This window comes from Paenibacillus sp. NMA1017, assembly GCF_058895805.1.
The window spans coordinates 211,108-228,544 of record NZ_JBZXYR010000006.1 but is presented as its reverse complement, the minus strand read 5'-3'; the positions used below and the strand labels follow the sequence as shown (position 1 = coordinate 228,544).

The 17,437-nt window shown below is 50.3% G+C and carries 14 protein-coding genes; 13 read left to right on the top strand and 1 reads right to left on the bottom strand.

What is annotated here, in order from left to right; translation table 11 throughout:
* Positions 1 to 58: 58 nt before the first annotated feature.
* The 13 genes from nifD (at position 59) to AC5ELV_RS16920 (ending at position 15,871) form a co-directional block, all read left to right on the top strand.
* Positions 59 to 1,507, top strand: coding sequence for a nitrogenase molybdenum-iron protein alpha chain (gene nifD / locus AC5ELV_RS16980; protein WP_493431104.1), 1,449 nt, complete (start codon positions 59 to 61; stop codon positions 1,505 to 1,507).
* Positions 1,504 to 3,033: a nitrogenase molybdenum-iron protein subunit beta gene (gene nifK / locus AC5ELV_RS16975; protein WP_493431103.1), complete on the top strand. Its 1,530-nt coding sequence runs from the start codon at positions 1,504 to 1,506 to the stop codon at positions 3,031 to 3,033. Before nifD ends, nifK begins: the two co-directional genes overlap by 4 nt.
* 80 nt (positions 3,034 to 3,113) lie before the next feature.
* On the top strand, positions 3,114 to 4,475 hold the full coding sequence (gene nifE / locus AC5ELV_RS16970; protein ID WP_023987273.1) for a nitrogenase iron-molybdenum cofactor biosynthesis protein NifE: 1,362 nt from the start codon (positions 3,114 to 3,116) through the stop codon (positions 4,473 to 4,475).
* On the top strand, positions 4,465 to 5,772 hold the full coding sequence (gene nifN, locus AC5ELV_RS16965; protein WP_493431102.1) for a nitrogenase iron-molybdenum cofactor biosynthesis protein NifN: 1,308 nt from the start codon (positions 4,465 to 4,467) through the stop codon (positions 5,770 to 5,772). The genes nifE and nifN overlap by 11 nt, the downstream gene beginning before the upstream one ends.
* Entirely contained in the window at positions 5,769 to 6,158 is a 390-nt protein-coding gene (locus AC5ELV_RS16960) for a NifB/NifX family molybdenum-iron cluster-binding protein (protein ID WP_493431101.1), read from the top strand. The genes nifN and AC5ELV_RS16960 overlap by 4 nt, the downstream gene beginning before the upstream one ends.
* A 93-nt stretch (positions 6,159 to 6,251) precedes the next feature.
* Entirely contained in the window at positions 6,252 to 7,016 is a 765-nt protein-coding gene (locus AC5ELV_RS16955) for a HesA/MoeB/ThiF family protein (RefSeq protein WP_493431100.1), read from the top strand.
* Positions 6,994 to 8,130, top strand: a complete 1,137-nt coding sequence (locus AC5ELV_RS16950; protein ID WP_493431099.1) for a hydroxymethylglutaryl-CoA lyase-like TIM-barrel protein — start codon at positions 6,994 to 6,996, stop codon at positions 8,128 to 8,130. The genes AC5ELV_RS16955 and AC5ELV_RS16950 overlap by 23 nt, the downstream gene beginning before the upstream one ends.
* A 244-nt stretch (positions 8,131 to 8,374) precedes the next feature.
* Positions 8,375 to 10,111 carry an ABC transporter ATP-binding protein gene (locus AC5ELV_RS16945; protein WP_493431141.1) on the top strand — a complete coding sequence of 579 codons (1,737 nt, stop codon included), beginning with the start codon at positions 8,375 to 8,377 and terminating at the stop codon, positions 10,109 to 10,111.
* Positions 10,092 to 11,930, top strand: coding sequence for an ABC transporter ATP-binding protein (locus AC5ELV_RS16940; protein WP_493431098.1), 1,839 nt, complete (start codon positions 10,092 to 10,094; stop codon positions 11,928 to 11,930). Before AC5ELV_RS16945 ends, AC5ELV_RS16940 begins: the two co-directional genes overlap by 20 nt.
* A 229-nt stretch (positions 11,931 to 12,159) precedes the next feature.
* Positions 12,160 to 12,816 (top strand): DJ-1/PfpI family protein, encoded by a 657-nt coding sequence (locus AC5ELV_RS16935; protein WP_493431097.1) that lies wholly within the window; start codon positions 12,160 to 12,162, stop codon positions 12,814 to 12,816.
* Between the two features lie 143 nt (positions 12,817 to 12,959).
* The gene (locus tag AC5ELV_RS16930; RefSeq protein ID WP_029516071.1) at positions 12,960 to 14,159 is read left to right on the top strand and encodes an MFS transporter; all 1,200 of its coding nucleotides are present in this window, start codon (positions 12,960 to 12,962) and stop codon (positions 14,157 to 14,159) included.
* Positions 14,152 to 14,811, top strand: a complete 660-nt coding sequence (locus AC5ELV_RS16925; RefSeq protein ID WP_493431096.1) for a TetR/AcrR family transcriptional regulator — start codon at positions 14,152 to 14,154, stop codon at positions 14,809 to 14,811. The genes AC5ELV_RS16930 and AC5ELV_RS16925 overlap by 8 nt, the downstream gene beginning before the upstream one ends.
* Before the next feature lie 148 nt (positions 14,812 to 14,959).
* The gene (locus AC5ELV_RS16920) at positions 14,960 to 15,871 is read left to right on the top strand and encodes an AraC family transcriptional regulator (RefSeq protein WP_493431095.1); all 912 of its coding nucleotides are present in this window, start codon (positions 14,960 to 14,962) and stop codon (positions 15,869 to 15,871) included.
* 108 nt (positions 15,872 to 15,979) lie between these two features.
* On the opposite strand, the gene AC5ELV_RS16915 is transcribed toward AC5ELV_RS16920, so the two are convergent.
* A complete protein-coding gene (locus AC5ELV_RS16915) occupies positions 15,980 to 17,380 on the bottom strand; it encodes a sugar porter family MFS transporter (RefSeq protein WP_493431094.1) in 1,401 nt (466 codons plus the stop codon).
* Positions 17,381 to 17,437 lie beyond the last annotated feature (57 nt).

The window sequence follows — 17,437 nt, the reverse complement described above, 5'->3', positions numbered from 1 at the left end:
ATCGTGTGATGATGGGGGGAGCTGAACGCGCAGCTCGCAGGAGGGAGGAATAGGCCAAATGAGCAGTATTGTAGATAAGGGAAAGCAGATCGTAGAGGAGATACTGGAGGTATATCCCAAGAAGGCCAAGAAGGACCGGACCAAGCATTTTGAGATCGCGGATGAGGAGCTTGTGAACTGCGGAACCTGTTCCATCAAGTCCAACATGAAATCACGGCCTGGCGTCATGACAGCAAGGGGCTGTGCTTATGCAGGCTCCAAGGGTGTGGTATGGGGCCCGATTAAAGACATGGTGCACATTAGCCATGGTCCCATCGGCTGCGGACAATACAGTTGGGGTACCCGACGTAATTATGCGAATGGGATGTTGGGAATCGATAATTTTACTGCCATGCAGATTACAAGCAATTTTCAGGAAAAGGATATCGTGTTCGGCGGAGATAAGAAGTTGGAGGTGATCTGCAGGGAAATTAAGGAGATGTTCCCGCTGGCTAAGGGCATCTCCGTGCAATCTGAATGTCCGGTCGGACTGATTGGTGATGATATCGGGGCCGTGGCCAAGAAGATGACAGAGGAGCTGGGCATTCCGGTCATTCCTGTACGCTGTGAGGGCTTTCGCGGGGTGAGTCAGTCTCTGGGCCATCACATTGCCAATGATGCTATCCGCGATTTTCTAATGGGGCGCCGAGAACTGAAGGAGTGCGGGCCTTATGATGTCTCCATTATCGGAGACTACAATATCGGCGGTGATGCCTGGGCCTCGCGCATTTTGCTGGAGGAAATGGGACTGCGGGTCATAGCGCAGTGGTCGGGTGACGGTACGATCAATGAGCTGGGGATTGCCCATAAATCCAAGCTCAATCTGATCCATTGTCATCGTTCCATGAATTATATGTGCACAACGATGGAGCAGGAATACGGAATTCCCTGGATGGAATATAACTTCTTTGGCCCGACCAAGACGATGGAGAGCCTCAGAGCGATTGCTGCCCGCTTTGACGAGACGATTCAGGAAAAATGTGAGCAGGTCATCGCCCAATATATGCCGCAGATGGAGGCGTTCATCCGTAAATACCGCCCACGTCTGGAAGGTAAAAAGGTGATGCTTCTGATTGGCGGGCTGCGGGCAAGGCATACCATCGGTGCCTATGAGGATCTGGGTATGGAAATTGTGGCTACAGGCTATGAATTTGCCCATAAGGATGATTACGAAAAGACGTTTCCCGATGTAAAAGAAGGCACCATTCTGTACGATGATCCAACTGCCTATGAGCTGGAGGAACTGGCCCAGCGGCTGAATATTGACTTAATGGGCGCCGGAGTCAAGGAGAAATACGTGTATCACAAAATGGGCATTCCCTTCCGTCAAATGCACTCATGGGATTACAGCGGGCCTTATCATGGTTTTGACGGCTTCAAGATTTTTGCACGTGATATGGATATGACCATAAACAGTCCAGTATGGAGCCTGCTGCCGTCCCGGCAGACTGCGGAGGTGCCGGTATGAGCGAACGTCTGAATATTGTCGATCACAATCAGCTGTTTCGGCAGGATAAATATGTGCGACAGCGTGAAGAGAAACGGGCCTTCGAGGCCCCTTGCTCGCCAGAGGAGGTTACCGACACCCTGGAGTACACCAAGACCAAGGAATACAAAGACAAGAATTTTGCCCGTACAGCCGTAGTCGTGAATCCGGCCAAGGCCTGTCAGCCGCTGGGAGCGGTCATGGCTGCACTGGGCTTCGAAAAAACGCTCCCGTTCATTCATGGCTCACAGGGCTGTACGGCTTATTTCCGCAGCCATCTTGCCCGCCACTTCAAAGAGCCTGTTCCTGCCGTCTCCACCTCGATGACCGAGGATGCCGCCGTATTCGGCGGCATGCGCAACCTCATTGACGGTATAGAGAACTGCATTGCCTTGTATCAGCCGAAGATGATTGCGGTATGCACGACCTGTATGGCAGAGGTGATCGGGGATGATCTATCCGCCTTCCTGGCCAATGCCCGTCAGGAGGGAGCCCTTCCTGAGGATATGCCGGTTCCTTTTGCCAATACCCCCAGCTTTTCCGGTTCACACATTACAGGCTATGATGCCATGCTGCGCTCTGTGCTGGAGACGCTGTATAACAAGTCAGGCCGGACGCCACAGCCTGGTCAGGAATTGAAGCTGAATGTACTACTCGGGTTTGACGGGTATACGGGAAATTTTGCCGAAATGCGGCGCATACTCGGATTGTTCGGTGTACCGTATACCATTCTGGGTGACCACAGCGGTAATTTTGATTCAGGGGCTACTGGAGAGTACAGCTACTATTACGGGGGAACGCCGCTTGAGGATGTGCCCAAGGCTGCAGATGCTGCTGGCACGTTGGCGATCCAGCAGTACTCTCTTCGTAAAACATTAGGCTATATGAAGCAAACCTGGGGGCAGCAGGTGTCCCCCATCTCCACGCCGCTGGGTATCCGTGCTACAGATCGCTTACTTGAAGAGATCAGTCGTCTATCAGGAAGAGAGATTCCCGAGGCATTGAAGCAGGAGCGCGCCCGAATTGTGGATGCCATGATGGATTCACATGCTTATCTGCATGGCAAACGAGTGGCTATGGCGGGAGACCCGGACATGCTCATCGGCCTGATTGGCTTTTGTCTGGAGCTGGGCATGGAGCCGGTGCATATTGTGTGCTCCAATGGGGACCGGAAATTTGAGAAGGAAGCAGAGCTTCTGCTGAAGTCCAGCCCTTACGGTTCAGAAGCCACGGTTCATTCCGGTCAGGATTTGTGGCATATGCGTTCGCTGCTGTTCCAGGACCCGGTGGACCTGGCTATTGGCAGCTCCCATCTGAAGTTTGCGGCGAAAGAAGCGAACATTCCTTTGCTCCGTGTGGGCTTTCCGATTTTCGACAGGCATCATCTGCATCGTTATCCGATTATCGGCTACCAGGGTGCGCTGAATCTGCTTACCCAATTCGTGAATACCGTACTGGATGCCATGGAAGAGCAGGCTCCGGATCATAGCTTTGATCTGGTGCGCTAATTGCTGTACCGCGTAGATGGAAGTTGGCAGCTTGGGCTTGTGATTTCAATGGATTCTATCTGAAATAAGGGGGTGTGCGGATGGAGCCGGCTGTGTCTAATGGAAGGCTGGAGGTATCCTGCGGCAACAAAATTCCCAAAAGCACGCCCTGTCCCCGGCCTGTGCCGGGGGAGGCTTCGGGTGGCTGCTCCTTTGACGGGGCCCAGATTACACTGATCCCCATTGCAGATGCGGCTCATCTGGTGCACGGGCCGATTGCGTGTCTCGGCAATAGCTGGGAGAGCAGAGGCAGCCTGTCCAGCGGTCCGGAGCTGTCGGCGTATGGCTTCACTACTGATCTTGGAGAACAGGACATCATTTTTGGTAGTGAACAAAAGCTGCATGAATCGATCCGCTACATTGTCAGCCGCTTTGCTCCTCCCGCTGTGTTTGTCTATACCACATGCGTCACAGCCCTCACTGGTGAAGATATCGAGGGGGTCTGCAAGGCTGAATCGGAACGGCTGGGGACGCCGATCATTCCGGTGAACAGTCCGGGATTTGTGGGCAGTAAGAATCTCGGGACCCGGCTGGCCGGAGATGTATTGTTCCAGCATATTATCGGCAGTACCGAGCCGGAACAGACAACCTCCCATGATATCAATCTCATCGGGGAATACAATATTGCGGGCGAGATGTGGCATATCGAGCGGCTGATGCAGCAGGCGGGAATGAGTATCCTGTCCCGAATTACCGGGGACGGTCGGTTCCGTGAGGTGGGATGGGCGCATCGTGCCAAGGCCAACATGGTCGTATGCAGCCGAGCTTTGCTGGGCCTAGCAGTCCAAATGGAGCGTAAATACGGTATTCCTTATTTTGAAGGTTCATTTTATGGAGCGAAGGAGACGAGTTATTCCTTGCGGCAGATGGCTTACCTGACCGGAGATCGGGATGTAGAGCGACGGGTGGATAAGCTGGCCGCACGGGAGGAAATGAGGCTATCGCTGGAGCTGGAGCCCTACCGCAAGCAGCTGAAAGGAAAGCGGGCAGTGCTCTATACCGGGGGTGTAAAGAGCTGGTCTGTCATTACGGCTTTGCAGGAGCTGGGCATTAAGGTGGTTGGTGTAGGCACGAACAAGAGCACTGCCGAGGATGTATCCCGGATTGCTGACCGTATCGGGGATGATGCGGAATACATCCCGGAAGGCGGTGCCCGGCAGATTCTAAAAACCGTACGGAGCCGCAAGGCAGACATGGTCATTGCCGGGGGCCGGAATATGTATATGGCGCTTAAGGAACAGATTCCTTTTGTGGACATCAATCAGGAGCGGCACAAAGCTTATGCAGGCTATGACGGGCTGTTGTCTCTGGCGAAACAGCTTGTGCATACGCTGCAGCACCCGGTATGGGAGTTGACCGCCAAATTGGCTCCATGGGAGGAGGAGACGGAATTTGCCGATTAAATCCGCCACGAAGCCTGTCAGTGTCAACCCGCTCAAGGTAGGACAGCCTTTGGGCGGCGTACTGGCTCTGCAGGGGATGTATCGCTCAATGCCTCTGCTGCACGGCGCTCAGGGCTGCTCGGCCTTCTCCAAGGCACTGCTAACTCGCCATTTTCGAGAGCCGATTGCCGTTCAGACCTCTGCGCTGCAAGAGATGGACGTTATATTTGATGCAGACCGGAATCTGGAGGAGGCGCTGGATCATATCTGGTCCAAACACCATCCAGATGTCATCGGCGTTATCAGCACGGCCCTCACCGAGGTGGCAGGCGTTGATTTTCAGTCTAGGGTAAAGGCGTTCAAGCGAGAACGGGCCTTGAAGGACAGTCTGCTGTTTTCTGTATCGCTGCCTGATTTCCACGGTTCATTGGAGACGGGCTACAGTAGTACAGTAGAGTCGCTAATGGATGCCGTACTTGGGTTGGCCGGAGGCAAGTCCCCCAAAAAACAGCGCCGGACGCAGGTCAATCTGCTGCCGGCTTCTTATCTGACTGCCGGAGATGTCATGGAAATCAAGGATATTATCGCTTCCTTCGGCCTGGAGGTTATTACGCTCCCCGATATCTCCACTTCCTTGTCCGGTCACCTGCTGACAGGCTTTTCCCCTTTGACAAGAGGGGGGACTCCGCTGGATTCAGCCTGCCAGATGCTGGAGTCTTCCTGCACCATTGCCATTGGCGCGAGCATGGAACGTCCAGCGCGCAGGCTGAATCATGCCGCAGGCATTCCCTACCACTTGTTTGCTGGTCTGTCTGGCTTGAGCGCGAGCGATGCGTTCATACATTTTCTGCAGAAAATCAGCCGCGAACCAGCCCCCGTTCGCTTCCGCTGGCAGCGTGAAAATCTGTTGGACAGCATGCTGGATGCCCATTTCTATTATTCCGGCGTTTCGGCTGTAGTGGCGCTAGAACCGGATCATATGCTGTCGACCGCAGCCTGGCTGGAGGAGATGGGAGTGGAACTGAAGCGGCTAATTACACCCTGTAGCACGCCCGCACTGCAAAAGACAGAACGGGAAGTCTGGATCGGTGACCTGGATGATGCAGAGGAGAGCGCGCAGGGTGTTGATTTGTGGATCAGCAATTCACATGGAAGAAGGGGAGCGGCACGGGTTGGGGCCTCATTCGTACCGGCAGGCTTGCCGGTGTATGACGAGCTGGGCGCCCACACATCCGTAAGCGTCGGATACCGTGGAACCATGGAATGGGTGAACAAGGTGGGCAATGTATTGCTTGCCGAGAGGGGGAGAGGAGGATGAAGGTTGCATTTGCGACGGAAGACGGTGTGCTTGTGAATGCTCATTTTGGGCAGAGTCCCATGTTCACTATATTCGAAATCCGGCACTCAGGCGTCCAATTCCTGGAGCATCGGCGGATAGCTCTGGGGAGCGATGAGAATGAGGCGGGCAAGATCGCCAGCCGAATTGGCTTGATCGAGGATTGTTCCTTGATCTTTCTGGTACAGATCGGCGCTTCGGCCGCCGCACAGGTTACCAAGCGGACCATTATGCCTGTGAAGGTGGCCTTCGGCAGCACCATTGAGGAGCAGGTCCAGCGTCTCCAGAATATGCTGGCTCGCAATCCGCCCATGTGGCTTGCTAAAATCCTGCACGCTGAGGAGGGCAGCGGCAAAGCCGAATCATGAGCCTTCTGTAAGGAAGAGTGATGATATACGGTGTCAAGATCTTGTGAAACGAATATCTAAAAGGTGGTAGCCGCACATGGAGGGGGTGGACGAATGGTACAGCTGCTGGAAGACAGTAGATACGGACGCCAGTTGAAGCTGCTGGGAGTGGAAGGTCAGAACAGGCTAAAGCAAGCTACTGTTATGGTCGCAGGCATTGGAGGATTGGGAGGGACAGCGGCCATGTACCTAGCCGCTGCTGGAGTGGGAAAGCTGATATTGGCCCATGAGGGCATAATCCATCTGCCCGATATGAACCGGCAGGTGCTGATGGACAGCGGACGAATCGGGGAGGAACGGATGGAGACGGCATTGCAGCATTTGCACCGTATCAATCCGGAGACCCAGCTTGAAGGCCACGCCGACAGAATCACGGAAGAATCCTCTGGACCATGGGTAGAAGCGGCGGATATCGTGATTGATGCACGGTATGACTTTCCAGAAAGATATGCGCTGAACAGACTATGTGTTCGACATGACAGACCGATGATAGAAGCGGCCATGTACGCCTATGAAGTATCGTTGATGACCATTGATCCCGGTAGGACGGCATGCCTGGAATGTCTCTACCCAGAAGGCGGACAGCCTTGGGAGCCTCTGGGATTCCCGGTTCTGGGAGCCACCTCCGGTTTGATTGGCTGTATGGCTGCACTGGAAGCAGTCAAATGGATTACAAATGCGGGCAATTTGTTCACTGACCGTATGTACCGTATGAATGTGCTGGATATGAGCAGCTGCACTATAGCAGTCAAACGCAACCCGCGTTGTCCTTGCTGCGGAACGGGAGGAGATACAGATGAGTCAGTTGCATATTTGTGATACGACACTTCGTGACGGAGAACAGGCTCCGGGCGTTGCCTTTTCGGCCGAGGAGAAAACTGAAATTGCCATCATGCTGGACTCGGCGGGGGTGGAGCAGGCTGAGATCGGAATTCCGGCAATGGGAAAGGCGGAGTGCAGGTCTATTGCCAGGATTGCTGCTCTCGGACTTCAGATGAAGCTAATGACCTGGAATCGTGCGGTGTTCACGGATATTGATGCAGCTGAATCGACAGGTGTCGGCTGGGCCCATATTTCGGTTCCCGTGTCGATGGTACAGATGAAGGCCAAGCTGGGTATGAATCCTGAGCAGGTGACAGAACTGATCCGCAAGTCTGTCGATTACGGTCAGTGTAAAGGATTGATTGTTTCCGTAGGCTTTGAGGATGCTTCAAGGGCAGATGACCTGTTCCTTGAGCAGTTGGCGAATCAGCTCTACAGGGATGGCATCCGGCGCTTCAGATATGCCGACACGTTGTCCATTCATCATCCCGCTGCCATAGCTGCCCGTATAGACAGGTTGGTATCGCGCGTGCCGCAGGATGTGGAGCTTGAGATTCACTGTCATAATGATTATGGCCTGGCGCTTGCCAATACTTTGGCAGCTTTGCGGGCGGGAGCTGTTTGGGCCAGTACCACGGTGTCGGGACTTGGAGAAAGGGCAGGTAATACGGCGCTGGAAGAGGTGGTGATGTCGTGGAGGGATCTATATCAAGGAACCTGCAGCGTCCGTCCCGAACTGCTGAACCCGCTGGCTGCACTGGTGTCCCAAGCCTCCAACCGGATCATTCCCGAAGGCAAGCCAATTGTGGGAGACATGGTATTCGCCCATGAATCCGGCATACATATCAACGGTCTGCTAAAAGAGCGCGCCGCCTATCAGGCCCTTGATCCGACTGAGCTGGGAACGGACCATTCGTTCGTACTCGGTAAGCATTCGGGCAGAAGTGCAGTACAATATATGCTGGAGCAGGAAGGAATCGAGGCAGGCTCCGGTGAAATCAACTTCCTGCTGGAGCGGCTTCGCCTAGTCGGTGAAGATCCCAAGCGTGTCGTCCATAGCGCGGATTTAAGGCGCTGGCTGCAGTATTATCCGGCAGAGCTGCCGAAATAACCGAAAAAGCGTTCCCGTCCGGTAAGTGTGACCGTGACTGGAACGCTTTCTTGCATATCTTTTAATTTCACAACCGGAGCCTCCAATTTGCTGGTTAAACGAAGCCGTTCAGAAGGGTATAATAAAATATAGTGCTGTATAAAGTGCGTATATATGGTTTTACAGCAGACAGGTTCGAATCTTAAAACCATTACACGCTGATCTGGAAGGACGGCTATGGGCAATTGGAGGAATGCTTGTGGGAATGATGTTTTCTTTTCTAAAAAAATATCGGGTTCCAGCCATCGCAGCGCTCGTGATGATGTTGCTGGAATTGACGGTAGAGCTATCGCAGCCATATTTGATCTCTAAAATCATTGATGAGGGCATCCGACAGCAGGATTTGTCCGTCGTCTGGTTATGGGGCAGTGTACTGGTGGGGAGTGCGGTTATCGCTTTTATGGCGGGTATATCCAGCTCTTTTTTTGCTTCACATGCAAGTCAGGGCTTCGGCTATGATTTGCGGGAAAAGCTGTATCGTAAAGTGCAATCCTTTTCGTATCCTGTGTTTAAACGTTTTGCCACTTCGTCGCTGATTACGCGCCTGACGGGAGATGTCACGCAAGTACAGGATACGGTGTTTATGAGCCTGCGGTTTATGACACGGGTTCCGCTTGTAGTCTTCGGCAGTATTGTGATGGCACTGGTTGTACATTTCAGGCTTGGACTATTATTGGCGGTTATGGCCCCGGTGCTGTTCGTGTTTGTGTTGGTGATGATGCGGCGAACGGTCACTTTGTTTAAGGGTGTCCAGCGTCGCCTAGATGACGTTAATGGAGTGATTCAGGAGAACCTGACAGGAATACGTCTCATCCGGGTTTTTGTGCGGATGCGGCATGAAATCGAACGTTTTGCCCATTACGGAGGCGAATTGATGAAAGGGACGGTGTCCGCTCTACGCTGGACAGAAACGACGATGCCGTTCATTTTGTTTACGATGAATGCAGGAATTATTGCAGTACTTTGGTTCGGACGCGGCCAAATTTCCACTGGGGATGCCAGTGTAGGACAGGTGGTCGCAGTCGTCAATTATTCACTGCGGACGATTGGAGCCTTGTCTGCCTTATCAGGTATCGTTGTTGTGTTTTCCCGGGCAACTGCATCTACGGGTCGGATTCGAGAGGTATTGGAAACATCTAATGAAGATAGGCAAGGGCTGGAGCCTGTTTCAACGCCTCATACACGGATTGAGGGACAGGTGGAAATGGACCGGGTGAGCTTTCATTATCCGGGCAGTGATCTGGCTGTCCTAAAGGATATATCATTTAAGGCGCAATCGGGCGAGCGGATAGCTATTATGGGGGCCACTGGCTCGGGAAAATCCTCACTTGTGCAATTGATTACGCGTCTCTATGAAGAGGATGAAGGTCATGTGCGCTTTGACGGAAAGGACGCTCGTGAACTGGATGCGTCCATATTACGAGAGGCGATTGGCTATGTGCCTCAGGAGGTACTACTATTCACCGGCTCGATTCGGGATAATATTGCTTGGGGGCTGGAGAATGCCAGCCTGGAGCAAATTAAGGAAGCCGCACGCATGGCGCAAATTCATAATATGATTGAACGCTTGCCGCAAGGCTATGACACGATGCTTGGGCAGCGTGGCGTCAATCTGTCTGGCGGACAGAAACAGCGACTTTCGATTGCCCGCGCACTGGTACGCCAGCCGGCAGTGCTGATTTTGGACGACAGCACAAGTGCATTGGATGTAGGGACAGAAGCAGCATTACTGAATGCACTCGATGGCCTGTCCTGTACGACATTTCTCATTACGCAGAAAATCAGCTCGACCGCATCGGCAGATCAGATTTTACTGCTGGATGAGGGTCGTCTGATGGCAAGCGGAAGCCATAAGCATCTCATGGATAGCTCGGATCTGTATCGACGTATCTATGAATCACAATATGGAAAGGAGGAGTCGCATGTTCAAGGAACTCATTGAACCGTTCCGTCAGCCTACACCGCCGTCCGGTGTGCTGCGAAATCCGGCGGGAGCTGAAGAACGCCGCAAGGCCAAAGCGAAAAACTGGTCCGGCACCTTAGGACGGATATGGGCTTATCTGGCTCGCCGTAAGGCCAAGCTGATGCTGGTATTGTTCATGGTACTGCTCAGCTCCGGGCTCGCTCTGCTGGGTCCATATCTGGTCGGCGTAGCGGTGGATGATTTTCTCGAAGGTCCGGGTGGACGCACGTGGATTTATTTTCTCATCGGATTAGGAACTGTATATCTGCTCAACTCACTAACCTCCTGGCTGCAAAATATCTGGATGATTGAGATTGCCCAAGAGACGGTGTACCGAATGCGTTTGGATCTGTTTTCACATTTGCATCGACTACCGATTCCTTTCTACGGCAAACGTCAGCAGGGAGAGATCATGAGCCGTCTGACCAATGATATTGAAAATGTCAGTTCTACGCTTAACAGCTCCGCCATTCAGATTTTTTCGAGCATATTGACGCTAATCGGTACACTCACGGTGATGCTGTGGTTAAGCCCGCTGATGACCCTGCTGACCTTTATCGTGGTGCCGCTAATGGCTGCCGGGATGCGCTGGATTACACGTCGCACCGGGCCCTTATATAAGGAACGCCAGAAGAATTTGGGCGAACTGAACGGATACATCGAAGAAACGCTGTCTGGGCAGCAGATTATTAAAGCATTTTCGCAGGAGAAAAGAGTCATCCATGGTTTTGGCGAGCGCAATGACCGTATTCGGCTGTCGGGCTTCTGGGCCCAAACGATTTCAGGCTTTATACCGAAGCTGATGAACGGACTGAATAATCTCAGCTTTGCTATTGTAGCAGGGATCGGTGGGATTTTGGCCATTCGCGGTTCCATCACTATAGGTACAATTATTGTATTCGTAGAATATGCCCGCCAGTTCACCAGACCGTTGAACGATTTGGCTAACCAGTGGAACACCCTGCTGTCTGCTATTGCCGGAGCTGAGCGTGTATTTGAAATATTGGATGAAGATGAAGAGTCCAAGGATGAACGCGGCGCAGTGGAGGTAGAGCATGTGGAGGGGAAGGTACGGTTTTCGGATGTTTCCTTCGGTTATGATGAGGGAAGCGCTACGCTGGAAGGTATCTCTTTTGAAGCCAAACCTGGTGAAATGATCGCGCTGGTTGGTCCGACCGGGGCAGGAAAAACGACACTAATTCAGCTTCTTTCCAGATTTTATAGCCCTGACAAGGGAACGATTACGCTGGACGGGCGCGATATCACCACCATACAGCGTGAAAGCTTGCGCTCCCGCATGGCATTTGTGCTACAGGACTCCTTCCTGTTTCAGGGGACGATTCGTGAAAATATCCGCTTCGGCAGACTGGACGCCACCGATGAGGAGGTTGAACAAGCATCGAAACTGGCCAACGCCCATTCCTTTATCATGCGGATGAAGGACGGATACGACAAGGTGCTGGAAGCGAACGGCAGCGGCATCAGTCAAGGGCAAAAACAGCTGCTGGCTATTGCCCGTGCTATTTTGGCCGACCCTTCCATCCTTGTACTCGACGAGGCGACCAGCAGCATCGACACCATTACCGAGATGAAGATACAAGAAGGACTGGAGCGGCTTATGCAGGGTCGAACAAGTTTCGTCATCGCGCATCGACTGAATACCATTCGTCAGGCTGACCGGATTCTGGTCTTGAAGGATGGTCGCCTGGAGGAGCAGGGTTCTCATGATGAACTGCTGGCTCACAAAGGCTTTTACAGTAATTTATATTATGGTCAGTTGAGAAAGCAGAGATCTTAAGCCGGCTCGCGTTTAACAGATTAACAGATTAACAGATTTACAGGCATATTTAGAAAGGACTACCCTGGGAGTGGACCTTTTTAAGTATGCCTTTTTACAGGTACGTACTCTTAAAGAGGCGTTTGAAATGAAGATACTGCTTTCACAACAATAAATATACCCATACCCCGTATATGTATGTTAGTATGGGTGTGCAAGAATAAAATCCCACTTCAAAGGAGAGATCATCATGAAAATCGCCATCATGCTTTTCGATGGAATTACGGCATTAGATGCAATGGGGCCATACGATGTATTTGCTGCTACACTGAAATGTGAAGTGAAGTTTGTCGCCAAGAAAAAAGGGTTAGTCAAGCTGGACTCAAATATGGGTTATTTGCATGCCGATTACAGTTTTTCTGAAGTTAACTCAGCCGATATTCTTGTTGTTCCAGGTTGCAGTCCGCCAAATTATAAAACTCCAATGAATGACGAAGAAACGTTAAACTGGATTCGCCAAATACATGAAACTACGAAATGGACCACGTCGGTTTGTAATGGCTCTCTGATTTTGAGCGCCGCAGGCTTGTTAAATGGAACCGTAGCCACCAGTCATTGGGGCTCCTTAGACCTGCTTCAATCTCTTGGAGCCATTCCAACAGATGAGAGAGTGGTTCGTCAGGGCAAAATCATTACAGCAGCCGGTGTCTCCTCTGGTATTGATATGGCACTCCAGCTAATAGCATGGGAATTGGGAGAAGACATGAGTAAAGGAGTCCAGCTGATTTTGGAATACGATCCTCAGCCTCCGTTTGACACGGGTTCACCCAAGAAAGCACCTGCTATATTGGTAGAACAAATAAGAGGTATGTTACAAGAGTTTGCAAAAAGGGAGCCTCATGTGTAAATCAAGAATAACAAGATCTCTTCTCGGTATTAGCTTGGCTTAATAGATTTGTATTTTTATTTACAATGGCCCCTATTTCAACTAATATAGTTTACACATAGTAAAGGGTTACATGGTGTAAATGGTTGGAGGGGGTTACAAACATGAGCAGCTTACCTAAGTCTGCTACATTTCCACTTTTCATTCTGATGCTGAATCTGTTTATTGCTTTATTGGGTCAAGGCATGGTGATTCCCATTCTGCCTGAATATCTGAAACAATTTAATGCGGCAGGAGCTGCTGCGGGGTATCTTATTGCTGCTTTTGGAGCAGCACAGTTTATTTTTTCGCCCCTAGGTGGGCAGCTTTCGGATAGATGGGGGCGAAAATCCATGATCATCACCGGTCTGTTTTTAACGGTCATTTCGGATCTCATGTTTGCTGTATCTACGACATTGCCTCTGCTATATATTGCCCGATTTATCGGGGGGATAGGTATTGGATTAATGGTTCCTTCCAATATGGCCTACGTCGCTGATATTACCACTTCTGAAACCCGAGCTAAAGGAATGGGATACTTGGGTGCTTCCATGAATTTGGGGATGGTACTTGGTCCGGGGTTAGGTGGAATGATCGCTGAGTTTGGCATAAGGGTGCCCTATTTTTTTGCTGGTGGACTTGGACTTGTAGCTACGCTACTTAGCTTGTATATGCCAGAGACACTACCCAAGGAAAAACGAAAACCCGCTAGCCATTGGGTCCGCCGGGAACCCATTCGCAACCAAATCCTAAATTCATTTCGGACGTCCTATTTTCGTTATCTTCTCCTCATTCTGATCATGACATTAGGTTTGATGAATTACGAAACAGTGTATGCTCTTTTTGTGGAACGAAAATACGGTTTTGATGCCACTAAAATCTCAATGATCATTACAGTTGGTGCAATTATAGGTATCGTTGTGCAGATATGGCTGCTTGATTATCTCATCAAGAGACTTGGTGAGATGAAGCTAATACGTCTCTCTTTGATCATGACAGCCATCGCTTTACTGTTAATGATCATTAAGATTAATTTAGGTTATTTACTGGCGGTATCGGCTCTGTTTTTTGCTTTTAATGCCTTCCTAAGGCCAACGGTAAGTACAATGATCGCGAACTCAGCTGGTGATCGCCAAGGATATGCCGCTGGATTGAATACGACGTATACCAGCCTAGGCAATATATTGGGGCCCATTTTAGCGGGTTTGTTATTTGACAAACACATTCATATTCCTTATATTTTTGGTGCACTTATCCTTGCATCTGCCCTTTTCTTAACCTTACAAAAATCGAAAAATGAGAAACGGATGGTTGTTAATGACTGAGAACTGGCATCAGAATTTGAAAAACAAAAATCGAGAAGAACTCATTGGGGCTGCAAAGGAACTTTTTATGAAGCAAAGCTTTCTCAAAGTTAATATTAAGGATGTATGCAACGTGGCTGGTGTTAGTCGAGTCACATTCTATAAGCACTTTCAGTCCATGAACGAACTGATCTTTGAGGTCCAGATGGAAATCCTTGAGAGCATGACCGAATTTGTTAGAAGAGCACCTTCAGCCGAAATGAGCGGTAAGGAGATGCTTACTTCGATGCTTGATGCATGGATTGATTACGCTTGGAAACATCCGGAATACATCAAGTTTATTCTTTTATTCGATCTGCATTACGAAGCTTATGATTCAAATCAAGAACTCAAAGAACAGTATAACAATTTTGTTAGCCGGGAAAAGGAACGACATTTCCTGATGGATGCTCTGGAAGCTGGATTCCAAGATGGATCATTAAAGTCCGACACGGAACTCTTGAAGACCGCTCATTTTATCTTCACGTCTATGATGGGTATACTCCAGAAAATGAGTCTGACGTCCAAGGACGAACGGAATAACGAACTTGAGGATATAGAAATTGCTAACCGATTTGTGGGGATGTTGATTCAGTATTTAAGTCCAGAAAGTGATGAATCCCCTGCCTTTTAGGTAGAAGTCGCCTGCCGTATTCCAAAGGATTTTAGATCGTCCGATGGTGTGAAATAGAATAACATGGCTCAGTCTGTTAAACTGTGAAAATAGAGCGGTTACAGATACGTTGCCGTATTAGCCTTAGCTATTTCACGGAGGTGCGGGGATGAACGGAAGTCTGTTTGAGCCACGGCTGCGTAACGGGGATTATATTCCCCGTTTTTTTGCTTACTATTACAAGCAATGGCATGGCTATACCATGTCTTACCACGATCATCATTCTACCGAAATTATGTACATGATTTCCGGCTTTTGCAGGGTAGATGTACAAACGGGAGAGAATGTGGAAGAAAGCATCACGCTGCGTAAAGGCGAGTTTATTATGCTGGACGCAGGCGTACCGCACCGACTGGTGGTGGAGGGAGAACAATCGTGCCGGATGCTGAACGTAGAGTTTGGTTTTACGGAGGGGATGAGTGTAGGACCGTCAATCCGGCAAATAGCAGCGGAGGAGCAGGAGGTTACAGCCTTCATGTCGCGTCCGTTCCCGTATCTGGTACTGTCGGACCCGGAAGAGGTATATTTTACGCTGAAAAGTCTCGTGCTGGAGCTGGACCAACGAAAAGAACAGCCGGGTGCAATGGCAGAGATGCTTTTTATGCAATTGCTAGTACGAATTGCACGTCTACGGGAAGAGGCAGAGCGCAGCAACACGCAGCAAACGGATATGTACATCAAACGATGCATTGAATTTCTCCATCTGAACTATGACCGAGATATTGTGGTTAAGGACATGGCGGCAGCCGTGAATCTGCACCCAGGTTATTTGCACCGTATTTTCAAAAAACATACAGGGCTAACACTCACCGCGTATTTAACGATGTTGCGAATGGACAAGGCCCGTATGCTTCTTCAGCAAACGGACATCCCCATTCAAGAAATTGCCGATTATGTAGGCGTGGCCAGCAGGCAGTATTTTCATATGTTGTTCAAAAAGCACACGGGCAAGACGCCTGTAGAATACCGCTCAGCTATGGAGCGCAATGTGAGGAACTATGCGGAGGAGGATGGGAGCTGATAATAAGAAGCCTCTGAACCATTGCCGATTTAGGTCGGTATGACTCAGAGGGCGTGTGTTTTGAAGCATTATAACATGTGTCCGGGCTTTTTGAGAGCTAAAGTTGGGTCATTTCCCAAGCCACATATTTTCCATCTGTTCAAGTGATCTCCCCTTGGTTTCGGGAACCTTGCGCCATAAAAAGACTACGACGAACAACGAGATGGCTCCGAATAACCAGAAGGTATTGGATGGGCCAGCTGAGCTCAGCAGAGGAGGGAATGCCTGCGATACCAGATAATCGCCGGCCCATAGTGCCATCGAAGCGATGGCTACAGCTTTGCCGCGAATGCGGTTCGGAAAGATCTCCGAGATCATAACCCATACGATCGGCCCAAGCGATATAGCATAGGAGGCCACGTAGATCAATATCATGATGAGTACGAGCGGTCCGGTGGTCAAACCCATTTTGAATGCGGCTCCAATAATGACCAAACAGCAGGTCATTAACGAGGTGCCGATTATCAGCAGGATTTTTCGTCCCGCTTTGTCGATCAGCCATACAGATACGATGGTAAACAACACATTGATCAACCCGATCCAGATGGTCTGGGTCAAAGAAGCGTCCGTACCGAGTCCCATTCCTTTAAAGATAACCGGCGCGTAGTACAAAATGGCATTGATGCCGGTAATATGCTGCATAATGGCGAGCATGACACCGATAAAGAGAGCGACCCGAATACCGGGAGCGAACAATTGTTTCAATGAGTTGTTCTCATTTTTGAATGATTCCTTGATATCAAGCACTTCCTGCTTAGCAGCTTCTTCACCGTGAATTTTCAGCAATATCGGCAACGCTTCATAAGGCCGATTCTGTTTAATAAGCCATCTCGGGCTTTCGGGTATGAAGAGCATCAAGAGCATAAAGATTAGTCCTGGAACGGCTCCCACTCCGAACATCCAGCGCCAGGCTGTTGAGACACCCCAGGCTTCATCCCCCATGCTGACGATCCATGAATTCTGAAAATAAACCAGGAAAATGCCTGTTACAATTGCCAGCTGATTTAAAGCAACCAAACGGCCTCGATATTTGGCAGGAGCGATCTCCGCGTTGTACACCGGACAAACGGTGGAAGTGATGCCTATGCCAATGCCGCCGATCATGCGAAAGATAACATACCCGGTGAACGTGTCTTGAAGCGCAGAGCAGATCGAGCCGACGACGAATAAAAATCCGGCGGCCAGTAATACCTTTTTTCTGCCGATCCTTTCACTCATGTAGCCGGAGAGAGCCGCTCCCGTGATACTCCCCACAATCAGACTCGACACCGCCCAACCAACCTGAAATTCGCTCAGCGAAAAACGCTGCTGTAGGAATTCAACTGCCCCCGAAACTACCGCGATATCAAAACCGAACAGTATGCCTCCAAGCGCAGCTACGATGGATACCAGCGTCACAAAAAGCATATTGGGTTTTTCTGATTGAAGCGCTTTCTGTTGAGCGCTTTCATTATGGATGATTACTCCCATATGATCATCTCCCCTCCAGATTCCTAGAACCTCATTCCGTTCTTCGAGGAGAAGTAT